This is a genomic window from Streptomyces galbus (genome assembly GCF_005280195.1).
GTDB classification, from domain to species: domain Bacteria; phylum Actinomycetota; class Actinomycetes; order Streptomycetales; family Streptomycetaceae; genus Streptomyces; species Streptomyces galbus.
The window spans coordinates 16,959-38,466 of the sequence record NZ_SZPR01000007.1; the positions used below are offsets into that span (position 1 = coordinate 16,959).

12 protein-coding genes and 1 pseudogene are annotated in these 21,508 nt (G+C 70.5%); 10 read left to right on the forward strand and 3 right to left on the reverse strand.

What is annotated here, in order from left to right:
* Window positions 1-26: 26 nt before the first annotated feature.
* Entirely contained in the window at window positions 27-3,884 is a 3,858-nt protein-coding gene (locus tag E4U92_RS03525; protein WP_137298756.1) for a hypothetical protein, read from the reverse strand.
* A gap of 740 nt (window positions 3,885-4,624) precedes the next feature.
* Between E4U92_RS03525 and E4U92_RS03530 the strand changes: the two genes are divergently transcribed.
* Both E4U92_RS03530 and E4U92_RS03535 read left to right on the forward strand, forming a co-directional pair.
* Complete coding sequence (locus E4U92_RS03530; protein WP_137298757.1) at window positions 4,625-11,335, forward strand: RHS repeat-associated core domain-containing protein; 6,711 nt, start codon at window positions 4,625-4,627, stop codon at window positions 11,333-11,335.
* 9 nt (window positions 11,336-11,344) lie between these two features.
* Window positions 11,345-11,800, forward strand: a complete 456-nt coding sequence (locus E4U92_RS03535; protein WP_137298758.1) for a DUF4240 domain-containing protein — start codon at window positions 11,345-11,347, stop codon at window positions 11,798-11,800.
* An 87-nt stretch (window positions 11,801-11,887) separates the two neighbouring features.
* On the opposite strand, the pseudogene E4U92_RS03540 reads toward E4U92_RS03535, so the two are convergent.
* Window positions 11,888-12,081 (reverse strand): annotated as a pseudogene (locus E4U92_RS03540) (hypothetical protein); the annotation flags it as partial.
* Window positions 12,082-12,237: 156 nt separating this feature from the next.
* Between E4U92_RS03540 and E4U92_RS03545 the strand changes: the two are divergent.
* From E4U92_RS03545 to leuE, 7 genes are all read left to right on the forward strand, one after another.
* Window positions 12,238-12,636, forward strand: a complete 399-nt coding sequence (locus tag E4U92_RS03545; RefSeq protein WP_229863050.1) for a hypothetical protein — start codon at window positions 12,238-12,240, stop codon at window positions 12,634-12,636.
* A gap of 133 nt (window positions 12,637-12,769) precedes the next feature.
* Window positions 12,770-13,387 carry an RNA polymerase sigma factor gene (locus tag E4U92_RS03550; protein ID WP_137298759.1) on the forward strand — a complete coding sequence of 206 codons (618 nt, stop codon included), beginning with the start codon at window positions 12,770-12,772 and terminating at the stop codon, window positions 13,385-13,387.
* 123 nt (window positions 13,388-13,510) lie between these two features.
* A complete protein-coding gene (locus E4U92_RS03555; RefSeq protein WP_137298760.1) occupies window positions 13,511-14,347 on the forward strand; it encodes a hypothetical protein in 837 nt (278 codons plus the stop codon).
* Window positions 14,348-14,694: 347 nt separating this feature from the next.
* On the forward strand, window positions 14,695-15,357 hold the full coding sequence (locus tag E4U92_RS03560) for an RNA polymerase sigma factor (RefSeq protein ID WP_137298761.1): 663 nt from the start codon (window positions 14,695-14,697) through the stop codon (window positions 15,355-15,357).
* The gene (locus tag E4U92_RS03565) at window positions 15,357-16,460 is read left to right on the forward strand and encodes a hypothetical protein (protein WP_137298762.1); all 1,104 of its coding nucleotides are present in this window, start codon (window positions 15,357-15,359) and stop codon (window positions 16,458-16,460) included. Before E4U92_RS03560 ends, E4U92_RS03565 begins: the two co-directional genes overlap by 1 nt.
* A 407-nt stretch (window positions 16,461-16,867) precedes the next feature.
* The gene (locus E4U92_RS03570; RefSeq protein ID WP_137298763.1) at window positions 16,868-18,448 is read left to right on the forward strand and encodes an acyl-CoA mutase large subunit family protein; all 1,581 of its coding nucleotides are present in this window, start codon (window positions 16,868-16,870) and stop codon (window positions 18,446-18,448) included.
* A gap of 91 nt (window positions 18,449-18,539) precedes the next feature.
* Window positions 18,540-19,223 carry a leucine efflux protein LeuE gene (gene leuE / locus E4U92_RS03575; RefSeq protein WP_137298764.1) on the forward strand — a complete coding sequence of 228 codons (684 nt, stop codon included), beginning with the start codon at window positions 18,540-18,542 and terminating at the stop codon, window positions 19,221-19,223.
* Window positions 19,224-19,252: 29 nt separating this feature from the next.
* Here leuE and E4U92_RS03580 read toward each other — a convergent pair whose 3' ends face one another.
* The gene (locus E4U92_RS03580; protein WP_137298765.1) at window positions 19,253-20,728 is read right to left on the reverse strand and encodes an FAD-dependent monooxygenase; all 1,476 of its coding nucleotides are present in this window, start codon (window positions 20,726-20,728) and stop codon (window positions 19,253-19,255) included.
* A gap of 99 nt (window positions 20,729-20,827) precedes the next feature.
* Here E4U92_RS03580 and E4U92_RS03585 point away from each other — a divergent pair, with 99 nt between their 5' ends.
* Window positions 20,828-21,478: a TetR/AcrR family transcriptional regulator C-terminal domain-containing protein gene (locus tag E4U92_RS03585; RefSeq protein ID WP_137298766.1), complete on the forward strand. Its 651-nt coding sequence runs from the start codon at window positions 20,828-20,830 to the stop codon at window positions 21,476-21,478.
* Window positions 21,479-21,508 lie beyond the last annotated feature (30 nt).

Consider the following 21,508-nt stretch of genomic DNA (forward strand, 5'->3'; position numbering starts at 1 on the left):
GCCGGTGACACACTTCGCACGGGCTGTCACATGTCCGGCCCCAGAGTGGCCAGGTCGAAGGCGGCGCTCAGGGCCGCGTAGCCATCCGCGGTGAGGTTGACGTGGTCGCCGGCGTCGAAGTCGGCCGGTGCCGTGCCCGCGTTGAGCATGAGCGCCGGTGGGTCCGTTGTGCTGGCGGGGTCCGGGACGGCGACGGATGCTTCCGTGTCCACATATCCGACCGTGGGCGCGACGAACACGGACTGATCGGTGAGCCAGGTGTTGGCGTCGATCCGGTTCTGATCGACGGCAGCCGTGCAGAGCGCATAACGGGCACATGGTGTGAGGGTGGTGAACAGAACCTTGATCCCCCACCCGCGCAACTGGTCACGCAGTGTCTCGTAGGCGGCCGCCAAGGCCGTGTCGTCGGTTCCGGACACGATGTCCGTCAGCCCCTCGTTCACGACGACGGTGGAGACGCCGGGGAGTGCGAGGACATCACGGTCCAGTCGCGTGAGTACCGCCGGACCGCCTTGTCCTTGTTCCGTGGCGAGGCGGTTGTTCTCGATACCGGACGCGACGACGCCGTAGGCGGAGATGCCCTGGGTGTCGGTCTGCAGAGCAGAGGCCAGCCGGTCCGAGAGCCGGGGAGCGGCCAGGACGGGAGTGGTGCCGTCCGCGAAGGGGTTGACGAGGTTGTCGCCGAGCACGGCGACCGTCGGGCGGTTGTCGCCCGTGACGACATCGATACCGGTCAGGACGTCGGTGAACCATCCCGAGTGGACGCCGCTGCCGATGAAGGCTGTGGTGGCTGTGTCCGCCGTGTGATCACCCGAGCCGACGGCGCTCACGTACATCGTGGCCGCACTGGCCCAGCTGTGCTGGACGAGGTAGGGCACGTCGTTGGCCAGGTGCAGACTGACCATCATGCGCCTGCCCGGTGTCGCCGCGTAGGTCATCGGGTCGCTGTACGTCTCACCGCCGGCCGGGATGGTGACGGACCTGCTGCCCCCGTTGAACGTGACGTCACCCGGTGTCGCCGTCGGCGCAGCCCCGGAGGACTGGGTGGCCAGCGTGGTGTGGTCGATGGTCAGCGGTGTCCTGCCGAGAGCGTTGGACAGCCGGAGGCGCACACTCGATCCCGCGACACTCGGGTCGGCAGCGATGCGGAACGTCTGGTCCCTGTAGTCGGTCCCCTCGTAGTTGAACGAGCCCTCGTTGGGGGCGCTCCAGGCGCCGGTCCAACGCGTGCCACCCGGTGCAGCCGTGGTGTCACGGACGGCCATACCGAAGAGGTGCAGCCCGGGTACGTCCGGTCGTGCCGAGTCGCTGAGGTCCGGCAGGGTGACCGAGCTGATCTGGGCGCCCGGCTTCAGAGGCACGGCGAAGGCGTAGACGTTGGTGCTGCGCGCCTCCTGGGTGCTGTTCGTGTGGTTGCGGTGGGGCAGCGTGACGGCCGCCAGGGCGTTGGAGCCGTACACCCAGTCAGGCACGGTGAGGTGGTAGGTCTGAGCGGTGCTTCCGTCGGCGTAGGTGATGGAGCCGTAGGGGCCCCCGGCCCGGCAGTCCTCGTACTGGCCGTTGCCCAGGGTGCACTCGGTGCCGCTGACCAGGGTGCCTTCGGGGACGGCCGGACTCGAGTAGTCGTCCTCGGCATGCTCGGAGGGAACGAAACCGTAGGTCGAGAACCCAAGGAACACCAGGGCCCGGCCACTGGCGCCGTTCAACTGGATGGTCTGGTTGGCAGCCATCACATTGTCACCGGACACCTGACCGAACGTCGGCAGGGTGAAGGTGGCGCCGTCGACGGTGACCTTCCCGCCCGGTTGCCAGCCGACAGCTTTCAGGTCCTGCAAAGAGATGGTGGCGCCCGAGCCGTCGGCGTCACCCGCCGTCTGACGGGCGTCGTCGGTGACGGCGGTGTTGTTGAAGGCGGCCTGAAGACTGGAGTACGTCTTCCCCGCGTGTCCCAGCGCCGTGAAGTCGTACTGCTGCTGGGTGGAGACGTTCCCGGCCGAGTCCACCGCGTAGACGTAGAGGGTGTGGGTGCCCGGGGCGGTCGGGGTGACAGTGATGGTGGCCTTGTTGCCGGTGGCCGTCACCGTCTGGGCGGCCGGTGTGTTGGAGGTCGGCGGGCTGACGTCGAGGCCGTACAGGAACTTCGCGGCGCTGTCGGTGCTCAAGGTGAATTGCCCTGGGGTGCCGGCTGCCGTCGTCCCGGCGGCGTCCTCGGGGTAGAGGCCACCGACGCTCGTGACGTTCGTCGGTGCAGGCGCCGAGAGATCGACGGTGAAGTGGCAGGAGGACGAGGGCCCGCTGGTGTCCTTCCCGTCGCCGGCGGTGACGTTCCAGCCGACCACGTCGCCGGTCTTCAGTCCGCTCATGAAGGTCGATGAGAGCTGCTTGGGCGCGTTCGAACCGCTGGAGACAGTGGCACTGGTCGTCGTGGTGGCGGCGCCACTGCCGACCCAGTACTTGTAGGTGGCGGCCAAGGCGTCCTTGTCACCGTCACTGACCACGGCGTTGAGCGTGGGCGGGGTGGTGACGAGCGTCTTGCCGATCACCGGATAGGGCGTGGTGGTACCGCAACCCACCGAGTGTGTACCGAACTTGGCCGCGAGGCTGCTCGGCTTCGCTGGGACGTGATTGTACTCGATCGACATCGACGGGTTGTTGGCGAACCGTTTGAAGTAGTTGCCGTCTCCCGTGCCTTCGTTGCTGTTGACCAGGGCGAACGTCCAGCTGGAGTTCTTGGCGGCCGCTTTCTTGGCGATGGTGGAGGTGACCGAGAACCCGCCGGACGGCTGGCTGCTGCAGGCCGGACCGAAGCTCTTCGTCGCCAGGTAGCTGGAGAGGGCGGGGCGGTTGCTCCACGTGGTGCCGGAGCTGATGGCACCCGTCAGGTACAGCTTGACGTCGGAGGACAGACTGCAGCTCGCGGAGTAGTTCTCCTTGGCGTTGACCGTGGCGGCCACGATGTGCGTGCCCCAGACGGTGGAGGGGATGGCAAGCTGGAAGTACGAGCGCTCGACACCGATGCAGCCGGACCAGCTGTTGTAGCCGACGCCCGGGTCGCCGTACTGGGTGGAGTCGTAGTTCTTCGCCGACGCGCAGCCCTGCTGGGTCTCGACGTAGTGCTGGCGGCCGCCGGTGGCGTAGTGGGGGTTCCAGGTCGGGTCGATGTAGACCGGATAGTGCGTGCCCGAGCCGGTCAGCAGCGAGCGGTCCGGAGACAGGGTCAGGGTCGAGCCGCGCACGTCGTCGCCGACGCGGGCGACATGAGCCCCGGGAGCCGGACCTGTGGCTGGGGAACCCGTTGTGGTGTTGTCCCGTGAGGCCATGGTCCTGACCGTCTGCGCGCTCGAAGAGGAGTCCCACATCAAGGGCTGAGGCGCACTGAACATCACCTGACCCGTGGGGGTGGTGGCCTGGAGATTGTCGTGGCCGTCGTCGGAGACGGTCACTCCCGTGGTGTGTGCGGTCAGTTCGAACGTGGCCAGGGCGGGGTTCGCGGCGGCGGCCGCACTCTTGACCACTACGAGCTCCGAGAAACCGCCGAGGGTGTTCGCGGTGAGCTGGAGGTCGACGTCCTCGAGGACGCCCGGGTAGGTGATCGTGGCGCCGGACACGCTCGGTGCGGGGAGGGGACGGGGCCAGGCGAAGGACAGCTGGACCCTGCCACTGGTCATGGACACGAGTGGTGCGGTGCCGCCGCCGGAGAACGTGAGTGGCTCCGCCGCGGCCGCGGGACTGTAGCTACCGTCGGAGTTCTGCCGGAGCGTGGCGTCCACCGGGGTCCAGGCGCCGTCACGGCGAACGCGTTGGGGCAGGAGACTGGTCGTCCACGTGACTGTGCCGGTGGGATTGGCCTGAACGGTGGCGGTCTCCGTCGTCAGGACATCCACCGGTACCGGGCTGCCTGTCGACCTGGCCCGGGACTGCGCCGAGGCGAGGGCAGCCTGTTGGTCGGCCGTCAGGCCGGAGTCGTCCGTCGGGCGGGTGGTGCCCAAGGGCCCGGTCGGCCGACTGCTCGGCAACGTCGGTGCGGGCTTCGTCGCTGCGGGGGCTCCGCGGTCGTCGGCTGCCGCAGCCGATGCCGTTCCCGTGAGCGGCGCAGACAGCAGGAGCGCCAGGACAACAGTGACGGTCGAGATGGTCGGACGTATACGGCTTTTTCTTCGTGTCTGATGACGACGTATCGGCGCGTACATGCTGCTCCCCCCGGTGAATCAGGTCTCTTTCTCCGCAGTGGTAGCAGCTTTGCCGACTCATTCTGCTCGACCGGAGAAGTTGCGAATCTTTCTTGGTGGAAAGTTGACCGCCTTGACGTGGCCATGGAAAGTTTTTGATCTTCCATGGCCTGAAGGGCATGCGACTCCTGTTAGGTTCCCGATGCCTTTACTAGGGGATGGGGATTTCGGTGGGCGACTGGAAGCGGTTGATAAGTGGCCGGATTGCGAGGCGGAGGCCGTCGGCGCGCACGTGGCTTGTTCTCGCCCTTTTCCTGTCGCTTCTCGTTCCCCTTTCCGTAACCAATGCGGCTTTCGCATCGGATGCGGTGCGGCGCGACTACTTGCTGCACCCGAAAAAAGAGCCCTCCATTCCCGTGAAGCCGGTGAGGGGCCGCTCCGTTGCCCGTACCCGCATGCACGCCTGGAAGGCCGGAGCCGCGAAGAAGGCGTGGCCCGAACCCGGCCAGGCCGACACGCACGTCGCGAGCGGCGCGGCAAGCCGCGCCGGTGTCCTCCCCGTCTCGGTTGCCGCCGCGCCCGAGGGAGCACATCTTGCTCCCTCGGGAACGAAGCTCCGTGTTTCCCTCCCGGGGCAGTCGGCCGCCGAACGGCTCGGGCTGCGAGGCGTGGTCTTCACCGTGCGCCCCGCCGCGGAGTCACCCGGTGGCAGCACGCGAGTGGCCTTGGACTACGCGTCGTTCAAGGACGCCTACGGCGGTGACTGGTCCTCGCGGCTGCGCCTCGTCCAGCTTCCCGCGTGCGCACTGACCACCCCCGGTCTCGCCCGCTGCCGTACGCAGACGCCGCTGGCGTCGACGAACGACGCGCGTCACCACGAGGTGGCCGCGATCGTCCGGATTCCTGGTCGTACCACCACGGTGGCCGCCTCACCGACGGTCGTGGCAGCGGTCGCCGGAACGGCGGGCGGCGGAGGCAGCTACGCGGCCACTTCGCTGGCGCCGTCCGGCCAGTGGGCCGCCGGCGGATCGAGCGGCGCCTTCACCTACTCGTACCCCGTCTCCGTGCCGGACGTTCCCGGCAGCTTGGTGCCGAGCGTCTCCCTCGGGTACAGCTCGCAGAGCGTCGACGGGCGGACCTCTTCCACCAACGCCCAGTCCTCCTGGATCGGGGACGGCTGGGACTACGCACCCGGTTTCGTCGAACGCAGCTACCTGGGCTGTGCCGACGACGCGGCGGGCGGCACACCCAAGACGGCCGACGAGTGCTGGTCGGACAACGCCGACACCCTGACGCTGTCGTTGAACGGTGCCTCGAACACGCTCGTCCACGACGACACCACACACAGCTGGCACGCCCAGGGCGACAACGGCGAGAAGATCGACATCAAGACCGACACCGTCAACGGCGACAACGACAACGAGTACTTCGTCGTCACCACCGCCGACGGGACGAGGTACTACTTCGGTCTGAACCGTCTGCCCGGCTGGACCTCGGGCGGTGCTACCACCAACTCGGTGTTCACCGCACCCGTCTACGGCAACGACTCCGGCGAGCCCTGCCACGGCTCGACCTTCGCGGACTCCTGGTGCCAGCAGGGGTACCGCTGGAACCTCGACTACGTCGTGGACCCCCACGGCAACGCCATCAGCTACTGGTACACGCCCGAAACCAACTACTACGGGCGGGACAACGCCACCTCCCCCACCCCGTACACCCGGGGCGGTTACCTCTCCGAGATCCATTACGGCCAGCTCGCGGGGAAGGTCTACGACAGCACCGCCCCGGCCGCCGCCAAGGTCTTCTTCGACACCGCCGAACGCTGCCTTGCGGACTCCGCCTTCGACTGCGCCGCGTCCAAGATGACGACGGCCAACGCCGCGCACTGGCCCGACGTACCGGTGGACCAGGTCTGTGCCTCGTCCGGCACCTGCGCCAACCACGGACCGGCGTTCTTCAGCACCCGCCGCCTGACCTCCATCCGCACGCAGGTCCTGGTGGGCACGGCCTACCAAAACGTGGACAGCTGGTCACTGGCCCACACCTTCCCGTCGACGGGGGACACCACCACCCCGTCCATGTGGCTGTCGTCCCTCACACGGACCGGCAAGGACGACGGCAGTCTCGCCCTGCCTCCGGTCCGGTTCGACGGCCAGGCACTGGCCAACCGGGTCGACGGCCTGGACGGCTACCAGCCCATCACCCGCTACCGGCTGACCAAGATCACCACAGAGTCCGGTGGCCTCATCACCGTCAACTACAGCAGCCCGCAGTGTCACCGCGCCGGCACCCAGGTACTGCCGTCCAGCCCTGATGCCAACACCTATCGCTGCTATCCGCAGTACTGGACTCCGCCCGGCCAGACGTCGCCCCAACTGGACTGGTTCAACAAGTTCGTCGTCACCTCCGTGACGAACGAGGACCCGACCGGCGGCGGTCTGCCCGTCCAGACGACCTACGCCTATCTCGGCAACCCGGCCTGGCACTTCAACGACGATCCGCTCTCCCAGGCCAAGTACCGCACCTGGAGCCAGTGGCGTGGCTACGGCAGGGTGGAGACCCGGACGGGCACCGCCCCTGGAGTGCTCACACTGTCCCGGGACACCTACTTCCGAGGTATGGACGGGGACAAGACGTCCACCGGGACACGTGACGTCACCGTCAACGACCGAGCCGGGGACGACGCCCAGAAGGACTCCGACTGGCTCGCGGGCCAGACCCTCGAGAACGAGGCCTTCAACGGCGACGGCGGCGCACTGCTCACCGACACCGTCACCGATCCGTGGAGCTCGGCGGCAACAGCCACCCAGGCGCGTACCAAGGCGGGTCTGGACCCGCTCGTGGCGTACCGCACCAACGTCAAGCGGTCTCGCACCATGACGACCAAGGCGGACGGCACCCAGCTCACCACCGAGACCGACTACACGATCGACGCCGCCACAGGCTTGCCCACAGCGGTGGACGACCTCGGTGACGTCTCCACGCCTGACGACGACAAGTGCACGCGTACCTGGTACGCCCAAGACGCCTCGGGCGCTCTGCTCCCCGTGCCGCGCCGCGTTCAGGGCGTTTCCGTCAAGTGCTCCACCACGCCCGTGCTGACCAAGGACCTCGTCAGTGACGACCTGACGTTCTTCGACGGCTCCACCACCAACACCGCCACTCCCACCAAGGGTGACGTGACGATGGTGCAGAAGGCGGACAAGGTCGACGCCGACGGCACGGTGCACTACATCACCGCCCTGCAGAACAGCTACGACTCCTACGGGCGCGAACTCACCGAGACGGATGCCGACGGCCGCACCACGACCACCGCCTACACGCCCGCCGCCGGCGCGTCCCCGACCGCCCTCAAGGTCACCCAGCCGAAGGTCACCGGTCAGACCGCGGGCTTCGCCACCACGACCACCCTGGACCCGGCCCGCGGCCTCGATCTGAAGACCACGGACGCCGCGGGTTACTCCACCACGAGCACCTACGATCCCCTCGGCCGGCTGACGGCCGTCTGGAATCCCGGCTTCTCCACTGCCAACAACCCCAACAGCAAGTTCACCTACGACCTGTCGCCGACGCACCCGTCGACCGTCACCACCCAGACGCTGAACGACGACAACACCTACCGCGCCTCCATCGCCCTGTACGACGCGATGCTCCGTCCGCGCGAGTCGCAGACGGCGACCGTGGACGGAGGCCGGGTGATCACGGACACGGTGTACGACTCGCACGGATGGGCGGTCAGCAGCTCGGACCCGTACTACAACTCCGGAGCGCCCGCCGGCACGTTGGTGGACGCCGCCGACAACCAGACCCCGTCCCAGACGGGCACCGTCTACGACGGGGCGGGCCGGGTCACCGCGTCGATCGCCTACCACTTCGCCACCGAGACCTGGCGCACCACCACGGAGTACCCGGGGTCCGACCGTGTCGACGTCACACCACCCACCGGATCGACGCCCAGCACCACGTATTCCGACGCGCGTGGCCAGACGGTCAGACTGCTGCGCTACCACGGCAGTACGCCCACCGGCGCCGCGGACACCGTGACCTACACCTATGACAGGTCCGGCCACCCGACCGGCCAGGACGACGGCCAGGGCCACACCTGGTCCAGCACGTACGACCTGCTCGGACGCCGCGTGTCGCAGACGGACCCGGACACGGGTACCTCGTCGTCCACGTACGACAACGCCGGTCAGCTCCTCAGCACCAAGGACGCACGGGGAAAGACCATCTCGTACGCCTACGACGAGATGGGCCGCAAGCAGGCCGAGTACGACACCACCGACGGGGTCGCCCCCTCCCCGACCAACGAACTGGCCGCGTGGACCTACGACACCCTGAAGAAGGGCAGGCCCACCGCCTCCACGCGATATGTCGGGGGAACCGGCGGCAGCGCCTACGTCAACAAGATCCTCGGATACGACAGCCACGGTTGGGCGCAGGCGACCCAACTGGTCGTCCCGGCCGGTGAGGGTGTGCTCAAAGGCACCTACACCCATCAGAACACGTACAAGCTCACCGGCACGCTCGCCTCGTACACGGACGCCGATCCCACGTCGGTCAAACTGCCGCAGGAGACCGTCTCCTACACCTATGACGCCTTCGGCCGGCCCGTGGGAGTGGGCGGTGACACCAACGGCTGGGCCTACGTCAGTGGCCTCAGGTACACGGAGTTCGACGAGCCATCCCAGTTCACCTACGGGCCGTCGGGCAACTTCGCCCAGCAGACCCTGGCTTACGACGACCAGACCCACCGCCTCACCGAGTCCACGACCGTCACCGGGTCGGGCACCGTGATGGCCGACCGGACCAGGTACGCGTACCAGCCTTCCGGCAACGTCACGAAGATCTCCGACAGGCTCGGGACCGGAATCACCGACACCCAGTGCTTCGACTACGACTGGGCGCAGCGGCTGAAGGCCGCGTGGACGGCCACGGACGACTGCACGGCGGCCCCCGCCCCCGGAGCGTCCACGACCGTGGGAGGGCCGTCCCCGTACTGGCAGTCCTGGACGTACGACGCCACGGGGGCTCGTCGGACGCAGGTGGACCATGCCCCGTCCGGTGACACGACCCAGGACACCACGGCGACCTACACCTCTTTCAAGCCCGGCGAGGGCCCCGCGCACGCCGTGTCGCAGGTCGCCAGGACCACACCCGCGGACCCGACGGCCGACACCGCCAACAGCTACACGTACTACGACGACGGCGACGTGCACACCCGCACCACCCGCACCGGAACGGACACCTTCAGCTACAACGACGAGGGCAACCTCTCCGAGTTGTCCTCGACGGGCACCTCGGCCGACACCACCTACCTCTACGACGCCGACGGCAGCCTCCTCATCCGGCGCGGCCCCGACGGCAACACCCTGTACACGGGCGACGAGGAGATCACTGCGAAGAAGGACGCGACGAGCGCCGACGGCGTGCGCTACATCTCCATCGCGGGGCAGACGGTGGCCACGCACTCCTCCGACGGCAAGTTCACGTACCTGATCCCCGACCGGCAGGGCACCGGCACACTCGCCGTCGATTCCCAGAGCCAGCAGGTCACCCGCCGCCAGTACAAACCCTTCGGGGAGACACGGGCCCAGACCGGGCCGTGGATCGGCCAGCGGGGCTTCGTCGGAGGCACCCAGGACGACAACACCGGGCTGACCAACCTGGGCGCACGCGAGTACGACCCTTCCATCGGCCGTTTCCTGAGTCCCGACCCGCTGCTCGATCCGGGAGCGCCACAGTCCTGGAACGCCTACGACTACGCCGATGACACCCCGGTCACCACGTCCGACCCGAGCGGTAAGTGCCCGGACATCGACTGCCCGACGCGCAATTGCCCGGCCTGCCTCAACCGCACGCCCACGGACACCAACCCGAACTCGCCCGCCCTGCACGACCACCCGGGCTCGGGCAGCACACCGACCAACACCAAGTCGTACGCCAAGCGCTACCAGGCGGAGGTCAGCAACAACACGGCCCACGCCCAGGCGGAGGAACGGGCCCTCCAGCGGCAGAAGGCGACAGCGGACGCGACGGCCGCGGCAGCGAAGAAACAGGCTTCCGGCTTCAAACACCGGCTGCTGAGCCTCGTCGCGGATGTGATCGGCCTGACGGACGCCTACAACTGCTTCACCAAGGGCGACGTGATGGGCTGCATCAACACCGCCCTCACGGCCGTCCCCTGGGGCAAGGTGTTCAAGGCCATCAAGGTCGGTGTGGAGGCCTTCAAGGTCTGGCGCGCCCTCGACCGCGCCTATACGGCGGTGAAGGACGCGGAGGAGGCGGCCAAGGTCGCCGACGATGCCCTGGCGGCAGAGCACGCCATCGTCGAGGCGGGCAAGGCCGAGGATGTCGGCGAGGCAGCGGCGGGCTGCTTGACCCACAGTTTCGTCCCGAGCACCGAGGTCCGGCTCGCCGACGGTTCGTCCAAACCGATCAGCGAGGTCAAGGCCGGCGACACGGTCCTGGCGACGGACCCGCAGACCGGGGTCACGGCCCCGGAGCAGGTGCAGGCGGTCATCGTGACCCGCACCGACCACGACTTCACGACCCTCACCCTGGACACCGCCCCGGTCCGCGGCCCACCCCACGCCGGCGCGTCCCGCCACCGGCCGACCGGCGAGACCCTCACCACCACCTGGCACCACCCCTTCTGGGACGCCACGCACCACCGCTGGACCGACGCCCACGACCTGACCCCCGCCACGAAGCTCCGCCGGGCGGACGGCACGACGGTGAGGGTCACGGGGGTCCGGAACTTCCACCGCGGCGGGGTGACTTATGACCTCACGGTCGGGACGGTGCATACGTACTATGTGCTGGCGGGGGTCACGCCGGTTCTTGTGCATAACTGCAGCAAGAATCAAGGAATCTATGAGTTCGAGGATCAGCTGAACCCCGGGAAGACGTATGTCGGCAAGACGAAGAACTTCAAAAACCGTCTGCAGGATCACATCGACAGCGGGCGCCTGAAGAGTCGTGAGGACGCGACCTGCACTCACGTTTGCGGAACGAATGATGACCTGTTCGTCGCCGAACATCTGCGGATGGGAGAACTGCGCGGTCAGGGAGTCGATTTGTCGAATGACATTGCTTCTCCGGGCAAGAAAATCTTCGAGCAGAGGCAAAATGCCGAAAAATTCGAACAACTCGAACTCTGGTAGGGGCTCGAAGTGGTTGATTTCTGGAAGGTCATCGGAACAAGCTCCGTGCGGGATGAGGGCGAGATCGACTCTGCCCTGGAGCGGATCTCTGGGCAGCTCGGTGCGATGACGCCCGATTCCTTGACTCGATTTGTTGAGCGACTCCGGGAGTCGCTCTATCAGATCGACAGGAGGGAGCTAGCGGAGGTGCCAGTGGTGCTTGCCAATGGTGTGAAGTTCCCGCAGACAAGCGACCATTTCCTCCATGCGCGATGCGCCTGCATCTTGGCGGGCGAAACGGCGTACGGCGATGTCCTAAGTTCTGGTATCGGTTTCGATCGATTCGTTGCGCCGTTTGCTCAGGAGGCTGAAGGCCTGCTGTACCTCGCATCGGAACAGTACGAAAAGAAGACCGCCTCCAAGATGAACGTCGATAGCTATTGCTCGATCGAATCGGGGTCGAACATTCAGGGATGGGCCGCCTGATCCCTGTCAGGATTCGAGTCACCTGAGGACGTACTGAAGGTCCGCCGGACCATTCCGGCGGACCTTCAGGGCCTTGTGACGGCAACGTCAGCGGACGACGGCTGTGGCAGGTGGGTCGTCACGGGCGTTGCTGGTGGGGGCTGACTGCGTCGATGGCCTGGCGCGGGAGCCGGAGTCGCACATGGGCGTAGACGCCTATGTGAGCGTGGCCGAGGAGTTCCTTGATCACGGTGCCGTAGGTCGTGAAACCGGATGCTGCGAAGTCCTGCGCGGTCATGAAGGTCGACGAGACCAAGCGCCGCGCGTACGGGTCCGCGTGAAGGAAGGCGGCGGGTGTCTTCGGTACAGCACCGCTCTTTCTGACGGAGAAGGCCGATGAACTGCACGCTTCGTGGGACCGGACACTGCTGCGACCGCATCTGCGGGCCGACCGTGTTGTGGCGCGTGTCGTCGCCCGCACGGTGACGGGGCAGCACCACTACACGTCCGAGATGCTCTCCCAGGGCGTTCACCGCCTCATCGAACGGGCAGCGGCCACGTTCACCCCTTCGGAACTCAGCATCCACTACCCCGACCTCGCCGAACACGTACTTGAGCTACGTTCGCTGCGTTCCGGCGTTGATCCACTCGCCGCTACGGACGAGTTGCTGACCGACGTGATCCGTCAGGTGGCGACGGCAACCGGATGCGTGGGCGTCGAACTGTCGGGCGGCGCGGACTTCGGGAACGTCGCCCAAGCCATCAAGGCGGCTCGCTTCCCCGAGGTGACAGCTTCGGCTTGCTGGTGGGGGAAGCATCGGCAGGTATTCAGCCTGGAAGGTTGGGTGGGTGCGTAGCCGCTGAGCGCGGCGCTGTGACGTTTCTGTGGGTGCGGGCGCTGATCACCGTGGGGGCGTGGCGGTGGCCGGACCGTCGGTGCGGCACGAGGATCACGCGCCCGCCACGAACTCCGTACGAACGAGGACAGTCTTGGGCCAGGGAGGGGAACCCCGGCGTGCGCAGGCGTACGACGGGGAACTGGGCGCGGCGGTCGCGCGGGCCCAGGGCGGCGACGAGGCCGCGTTCGCGGTGGCGTACCGGATCGTGCAGCCGGGGCTGCTCGGCTATCTGCGCGGGATCGTGGGGGACGACGCCGAGGACGTCGCCTCCGACGCCTGGCTGGAGATCGCCCGCGACCTCGGGCGGTTCCAGGGCGACGGGGCGGGGTTCCGGGGGTGGACCGCCACGATCGCCCGGCACCGCGCGCTCGACCACCTGCGCCGGCTGCGGGTAAGGCCCCGGTCGGCCGCGCTGGAGCAGGACGTGCTCGACCTGCCCGGGCCGCGCAGCACGCACGACGAGGTGCTGGAGAACCTGTCGACCGAGCGGGCCCTGGCCCTGGTCAGGGGCCTGCCGCGGGACCAGGCCGAGGCCGTGCTGCTGCGGGTGGTGGTCGGGCTCGACGGGCCCTCGGCGGCCCGTGTGCTCGGCAAGCGGCCGGGTGCCGTCCGTACGGCCGCCCACCGGGGGCTGAAACGGCTCGCGCGGCAGCTCGGCGTGGAGGGTGTGACGGATGACGGCTCCCGGACGCTGGGTGAGTCGACATGAACGGCGACGGCGCCGGACCGTATGAAGGGGAGGACCCGCGCGCTCCGGGGGCGGCGGCCTCCCGCGCCCGCGGGGCCCCGGGTCCCGTGAGCAGTGACCAACCGGACAGAGGCGGAAACGGACATGGGTGAACGGCAGGACGACCGCGGGGCCGCGGACGGCCGCCGGCGGTGCGTGCACCCTGGTGCCACCGCGTCCGGTACGGCCGGCACGGCGGACCGGGCCGGGCTCGAGGAACTCCTGGCCCTCGTCCTGCGCGACCCCGGTGGCGGGCCGGTCGACGGCAGCGAGGGCGAGAAGCGGGCCGTGGCCGCCTTCCGCGCGGCCCGGGACACCGGCGCCCACCGCGCCCGCACCCGCCGCCGCGACGACTGGCGGCAGCAGCGGCAGCGGCGCGCCGCGCGCTCGCTGCGGGCCACGCTGACCGTGGCCGTCGCGAGCCTCGCCCTGGGCGGGGTCGCCGTCGCGGCCATCGGTACGGTCGGCTCCTCCGACGACGTCTCCGCCGCCCGTCCCACGGTCCGCGCGTCCGCGTCCGCCGCCGCGCCCGGCGGGCATGCCACGGCGGGCCCCGCCGACCCGGCCTCCGCCCCGGCGCTGCCCGCCCGTCCGGCCACCGCGAAGGACACCGCGGCCCGGTGCCGCGCGTACGAGAAGGCCGGCGGCAAGGGCAGGGCCATGGAGGCCACCGCCCGGCAGCGGCTGATCGCGGCGGCGGGCGGCGAGGACCAGGTCGGCGCGTACTGCGCCCACGTCACCGCGACCGCCTCCCCGCCGGGCAGGACGGCCCGCGGCACCACCCCCGCCCCGGGGACGGCCCGCGCGAAGGCCCGGTCCGAGGGCACCGACGGTTCCCCGGGCGCCGCGGCCTCGAACGGCACGCAGGGCAAGGGACAGGACGGCGGTCAGGGCAACGGGCAGTCCGACGCGGCGAAGCCGGGCGGCGGCAAGGGGCCGTGACCCGGCTCCGTACACCTCGCCCGGGGCGTCGGGGCGTCGGGGCGTCCGGTGTCGGTGAGGGGGCGTACCGAGGCGACGGCCGGGGCCGCCACCCCCCACAGGAGAGGCCCCGGCCGTCGCGCGGCACGGACCGCGCCGCGGTCCGTACTCCCTACAGCGCCGGGCGTGCGTTTTGTGTCACACCCCGGCCCGCATCGTCCGTGTCACGAGATAGTTGCATGTTGGACGGACATGGACGCGCTGCGGTTTCACGCCGTAACGTGCCTTTCGCGCCGAGTGCGGGGCGGCCGGACCACCCGCAACGACCTGCGGTCCCGCCGACCGCGACCATCGACCGAGGAACCAGGGTGCTGGGGGACGACGCGGAGCTGACCGCCGCGGTGCTCGCGGCGCAGGGCGGGGACGAGACCGCGTTCCGTGCCGTGTACCGCGCCGTGCACCCACGGCTCCTCGGCTACGTCCGCACCCTCGTCGGCGAGCTCGACGCCGAGGACGTCGCCTCCGAGTCCTGGCTCCAGATCGCCCGCGACCTGCAGCGCTTCAGCGGCGACGCCGACCGCTTCCGCGGCTGGGCCGCCCGCATCGCCCGCAACCGCGCCCTGGACCACATCCGCATGCGCGGCCGCCGCCCCGCCATCGGCGGTGACGAGAGCGAACTGACCGGTCGGCCGGCCGCGTCCGACACCGCGGGCGAGGCCATCGAGGCGCTCGCCACCGGCCGTACCCTCTCCCTCATAGCCAAGCTGCCCCAGGACCAGGCCGAGGCCGTCGTCCTGCGCGTCGTCGTCGGCCTCGACGCCAAGACCGCCGCGGAGACCCTCGGCAAGCGGCCCGGTGCCGTCCGCACCGCCGCCCACCGCGGGCTGAAGAGGCTCGCCGAGCTGATCGGTGACGACCCGGAGACGGCCGGCGTGCTCGACGCGCTGCCCCTCCAGCGACGAGCGCCCTCGGGCGCGGTGACCTCCGCCGGTGTGACGCACGCGTGCCCGCGGACGCAGAAGGACATGTGATGGCCGACGAGTACAGGTGGCTGGACCGCGAGGCGGCCGAACGTCTGCTGCGCGGCGAGTCACCGGACGACGCCGTCCCCCCGGCCGCCCGTGAGCAGGCCGAACGGCTCTCCCGCACCCTCGACGCCCTGTCCGCCTCCCTCGCCGACGCCCGCGCCACGGAACCCGACCCGGCCGCCGCGTCCGCCTCCGTCACCCCCACCGGTGAACTCCCCGGCGAGGCCGCCGCCCTCGCCGCCTTCCGCGCCGCCCGTGCCGAGCCCGCCGGCACCGGGGCCGGGCTGGTCCGCATCGGCGGTCCCGGGCGGCGGGGCACCGCCCGCCCCTCCCGCCGGCGCCGCACCGCCCGCCTCGGCCTGGCCGCCGCGCTCATCGCCGGTACGGTCGGCGGCGTCGCCGTCGCGGCCGGCACCGGTGTGCTCCCCGGGCCCTTCGGCGGGGCCCGTCCGGAGCCCGCCACCTCGGTCTCGGCCGCCCCCTCCGGACCCGGCGACCACCCGTACCCCACTCCCTCGCCCCGCGCGGGGGAGTCCGCCACCGCCGACGGCCCGACGAACGGCACCGCGACCGGTCCCGCCGAGCCCGGCTCCGCGCACGGCACCCCGCCCGAGGTCGCCTCCGCCTGCCGCAAGGTCCGCCAGGGCCGGACCCTGAACCCCGCCCTGCGCCACACCCTGGAGAACCGCGCCGGCGGCCCCTCCCGCATCACCGCCTACTGCACCGACCTCCTGGAGGAGACCGAGGGCGGCACGCGCGACCCGGGCGGCGCGGCGCGCGGCAGCGAAGGCAACGGCAGCGGCAACGGCAACGGCAACGGCAACGGCAACGGCAACGGCAGGACGAAGGGCAACGGCAACGCCGGCGGCACCGACGCCAACAGCGGCGGCACCGGCCAGGGCAACAACGGCAAGGGCAATGGCAAGGGCAATGGCAACGGTCAGGGTCAGGGACAGGAGAAGAAGGACCCGGCTCAGGGCGGCACCGGCAACAACGGCAACCAAGGGGGTCAGGGCCAAGGCCAGGGCCAGGGTCACGGCCACGGCCGGGATTACGGCGCCACCCCCGCCCCCGCCCCCGGCACGGACTCCGCCGACCCCTCGTAACCCCCTCTGACCTGCGGCGTTCCCCCTCTCCGAAAATTTCCCGCCCAGGGTGTGACATTTTCCGGCCCCGCCGCGCAGTTACTAGTGAGCCGACTGGTCATCGGCCGTCGCACGGAGCCGGGGTTCCCCCCGTACCCACGGCTCGTGCACCTGGCGCGGGCGGGGCACGTTCCCCCGGTCCCGCCCGCGCCCCACTTCCCCTCGTACCGCCCCGCGCGGCCCCCGCCTCACCCTCCGGTCCCGGTGCCCCGGTGCGCGCCCTTCGGATGACGCGTCGCGCAGGACACGGCATCGTTGTGAGGAAGGTCCCAGCGTGGGCCACTCCACCGGGCGCACGGCCGCCGCTACAGTCCGTGGCGAGGAGTCGGCCCTACCGGCGAGTAACCATGAGAGCGCGGAGGCAGAGCATGGCACGCGAGTCCGAGTCCGGACTGCCCATCGAACCGGTCTACGGACCCGACGCCCTGGCCGACTGGGACCCCGCCGAGAAGCTGGGCGAACCGGGGGCGTACCCGTTCACGCGCGGTGTGTACCCGTCGATGTACACCGGCCGGCCGTGGACGATGCGCCAGTACGCCGGTTTCGGCACGGCGACCGAGTCCAACGCCCGCTACCAGCAGCTCATCGCCAACGGCACGATGGGCCTGTCGGTCGCCTTCGACCTGCCCACCCAGATGGGCCACGACTCCGACGCCCCGATCGCCTCGGGCGAGGTCGGCAAGGTCGGTGTCGCCATCGACTCGATCGACGACATGCGGGTGCTGTTCGGCGGGATCCCGCTGGACAAGGTCTCGACGTCGATGACGATCAACGCGCCCGCGGCCCTCCTGCTGCTGCTCTACCAACTCGTCGCCGAGGAGCAGGGCGTCAGCGCGGACAAGCTCACGGGCACCATCCAGAACGACGTGCTGAAGGAGTACATCGCGCGCGGGACGTACATCTTCCCGCCCAAGCCGTCGCTGCGGCTGATCGCCGACATCTTCAAGTACTGCCGGGCCGAGATCCCGAAGTGGAACACCATCTCGATCTCCGGCTACCACATGGCCGAGGCCGGCGCGTCCCCCGCGCAGGAGATCGCCTTCACGCTCGCGGACGGCATCGAGTACGTCCGGACGGCGGTCGCGGCCGGCATGGACGTCGACGACTTCGCGCCGCGGCTGTCCTTCTTCTTCGTCGCCCGGACGACGATCCTGGAGGAGGTCGCCAAGTTCCGCGCCGCGCGCCGGATCTGGGCGCGGGTGATGAAGGAGGAGTTCGGGGCGAAGAACCCCAAGTCCCTGATGCTGCGCTTCCACACGCAGACGGCCGGTGTGCAACTGACCGCGCAGCAGCCCGAGGTGAACCTGGTGCGCGTCGCCGTCCAGGGCCTCGCGGCCGTCCTCGGCGGCACCCAGTCCCTGCACACCAACTCCTTCGACGAGGCGATCGCGCTCCCGACGGACAAGTCCGCCCGGCTGGCGCTGCGTACGCAGCAGGTCCTCGCGTACGAGACCGACGTGACCGCCACCGTGGACCCGTTCGCGGGCTCGTACGTCATCGAGAAGATGACCGACGAGGTCGAGTCGGCCGCGCTGGAGCTGATGCAGAAGGTCGAGGACCTGGGCGGGGCGGTCACCGCCATCGAGCACGGCTTCCAGAAGAACGAGATCGAGCGCAACGCCTACCGCATCGCCCAGGAGACCGACTCCGGCGACCGGGTCGTGGTCGGCGTCAACCGCTTCCAGCTCGACGAGGAGGAGCCCTACGAGCCGCTGCGCGTGGACCCCGCCATCGAGGCCCAGCAGGCCGAGCGCCTCGCGAGGCTCCGGGCGGAGCGGGACCAGGCGGCGGTGGACTCGGCGCTCGCGGCGCTGCGGAAGGCCGCGGAGGGCGAGGACAACGTCCTGTACCCGATGAAGGACGCGCTGCGGGCCCGCGCCACGGTGGGCGAGGTGTGCAACGCGCTGCGGGACGTGTGGGGGACGTACGTGCCCACGGACGCGTTCTGACGGGCGCGTTCCCGGGCCGGTCCGGGGGACCGCCCGGCGGGTGAGCGGAACCACGGTGAGGAGTGCCGCACGCGCGTGCGACACTCCTGCCATGTTCGGCGTCATCGACCTCCCCACCTACCTGGCAGGACTCGTCCTGATCGTCCTGCTGCCAGGCCCCAACTCGCTCTACGTGCTGTCCGTCGCCGCCCGCAGGGGCGTACGGGCCGGGTACCGGGCGGCGGCCGGTGTCTGGTGCGGGGACGCCGTGCTGATGACCCTGTCCGCCGCAGGCGTCGCCTCGCTGCTGCAGGCCAACGCCGTGCTGTTCGGCATCGTGAAGTACGCCGGGGCCGGCTACCTGACGTGGCTCGCGGTCGGGATGATGCGGGCCGCGCGGGGGATGTGGCGCTCCCGGCGCGAGCGGGGCGCGGACGGGGAGGCGGCCGGGGACGCGGCCGGCCCGTCCGCGGGCGCCGGTGCTCCCGCCGCCGAGGAACGGCCCTTCCGGCGCGCCCTCGTGGTCAGCCTGTTCAACCCCAAGGCGATCCTGTTCTTCGTCGCCTTCTTCGTTCAGTTCGTCGACCCGGCCTACGCCTACCCGGCGCTGTCCTTCGTCGTCCTCGGGGCCTTCGCCCAGGTCGCCAGCTTCCTCTACCTCAGCGCCCTGATCTTCAGCGGCACCCGGCTCGCGGCGGCGTTCCGCCGGCGCCGGCGGCTGGCCGCGGGGGCCACGAGCGCGGCGGGCGCGCTGTTCCTGGGCTTCGCGGTGAAGCTGACGCTGGCCGGCGCCTGACGCTCCCCGTCCGCCGTCCCCGCGGCCGGCTACCGCCCGACGCCCGCGCCCACCCGCGCCGCGTACGCGTCCAGGTCCTCCGGGCCCGTGCCCGTCCAGCCCACGTAGCCGTCCGGCCTGATCAGGTACAGGCCCGTGTCGAACGGCTCCACCGGCGGGCAGGACAGCACCCGTACGCCCTCCAGCGTCCGCGGGGCCCGCGTGCCCACCGCGAGCAGGGTCCACCGCGCCCCCGCCAGCGACGCGTGCAGGCGTACGCCGTCCACCTGCACGTCCGGCACGCGGTCGCCCGCCCGCACCTCGCCCGGGGCGTCTCGGGTCTCCACGGCCAGCGACGACTCCCGGTAGCCGAGGCCCAGTTGGCGGGTGGCCGCACCGCGCCGCGCCTGGTCGCGGTGGATCGCCGTGGACAGGGCCAGGATGTGCGCGGCGACCGGGCGGCGCTCCTCCTCGTAGGTGTCGAGCAGGGCCTCGGGAGCGGCCCCGGTCAGCACCGCGGCCAGCTTCCAGCCCAGGTTGTAGGCGTCCTGCACGCTGGTGTTGAGGCCCTGTCCGCCCGCGGGGGAGTGGACGTGGGCCGCGTCGCCGGCGAGCAGGACGCGGCCTGAGCGGAAGCGGTCGGCGAGGGCCGCGCGCGGGCGGAAGCCGGAGGACCAGCCGACCTCGGTCACCGACCCGGGGGCCAGGTGGGTGCGTTCGCCGACCACCGCGCGGATGCCCTCCAGGGAGGGGTCGAGGCCGTCCGCGCCGGGGAACTGGGCGACGAGCTGGAAGTCGTCCGTCCCGGCCAGCGGGCAGATCGCCAGGAAGCCCCGGCGCGACCCGGCGCGCCCGCCGGCCCCCTCCGGGCCTTCCGGGGCGCGCGCGTCCTCCGGCGGCGGGAACAGGTGCCAGCACTCGCGGCTCAGCCCCTCGACGCGCACGTCCGCCACCAGGACCGGGTCGGGGTCCACCGTCTCCCCGGTCATGCCGATGTCCAGGGCCCGGCGCAGCGCCGAGCGGCCCCCGTCGGCCGCGACCGCGTACCGGGCGCGCACCGGCGCCCCGGCGGCGAAGCGGACGGTCACGCCGTCGGCGTCCTGGTCGACGCCCACCGCCTCGCGGCCGAAGGCCACCCGGCCGCCCAGTTCCGTCAGCCGCGCGTACAGGATGCGGGTGGTCCGCCACTGCGGCACCATCCAGGGGGCGGTGAAGCGGGAGTGCGGTTCGCCCTCCTCGACCGGGTCGAACATCCGGTGCTCGCCCAGCTTCCTGCCGTCCCGCCAGACCACGGCGGCCGGGTAGGTGCCCCCGGCCGTCAGGACGGCGTCCAGCACGCCGAGGTCCTCGAAGACCTCCATGGTGCGCGGCTGGAACCCCTTGCCGCGCGAGCCGGGGGCGAGCCGCTCGCCCCGCTCCACCACCAGCGCGTCCACCCCGCGCCGGGCCAGGTCGATGCCGAGCGCGAGGCCGGTGGGCCCCGCGCCGACGACGACGACGTCCGTGCGGGTCGCTCCTGTGCCCATCCCTGCTCCTTAACGTTGTTAAGTGCTGCCGTCGACCAGCCTGTCCTTAACGACGTTAAGGAGTCAAGCCTGAGTGCTTAACGGTGTTAATTTGGCCGCGTGAGCACCGAACGCCGAGCCCCCCTGGACCGCGCCCGCGTCGCCGACACCGCCCTGGCGCTGCTGAACGAGGTCGGCCTGGAAGGGCTGACGCTGCGCGCCATCGCCCGCGAGCTGGACGTCAAGGCGCCCGCGCTCTACTGGCACTTCAAGGACAAGCAGGCGCTGCTCGACGAGATGGCCACCGCGATGTACCGCCGGATGACCGCCGACGTCGGCCTCGCGCCCGGCGGGACCTGGCAGGAGCGGCTGCGCGCCACCCACCACGGGCTGCGCTCGGCGCTGCTCGCCTACCGCGACGGCGCCCGGGTCTTCAGCGGCTCACGCTTCACCGGCACCGACCACGCCGTGCAGATGGAGGAGACCCTGCGCGTCTTCACCGCGGCCGGCTTCACCCTCGCCGAGGCGGTCCGCGCCTCCTCGACGGCGTACGCGTACACCGTCGGCTTCGTCATCGAGGAACAGGGCGTACGGCCGCTGCCCGGCGAGCGCCGCGAGGGCTACGACGTCGAGGAGCGGGCCCGGCTGCTGGCCGACTTCCCGCTGTCGGCGGCGGCCGGCCCGGAGATCTTCACCGACTACGACCGGCACTTCGAGGACGGGCTGGAGCTGGTGATCGCGGGCATCACGGCACGGTACGGCCACGGCTGAGGGCCCCGACGCGGATGTCACAGCGAGTTC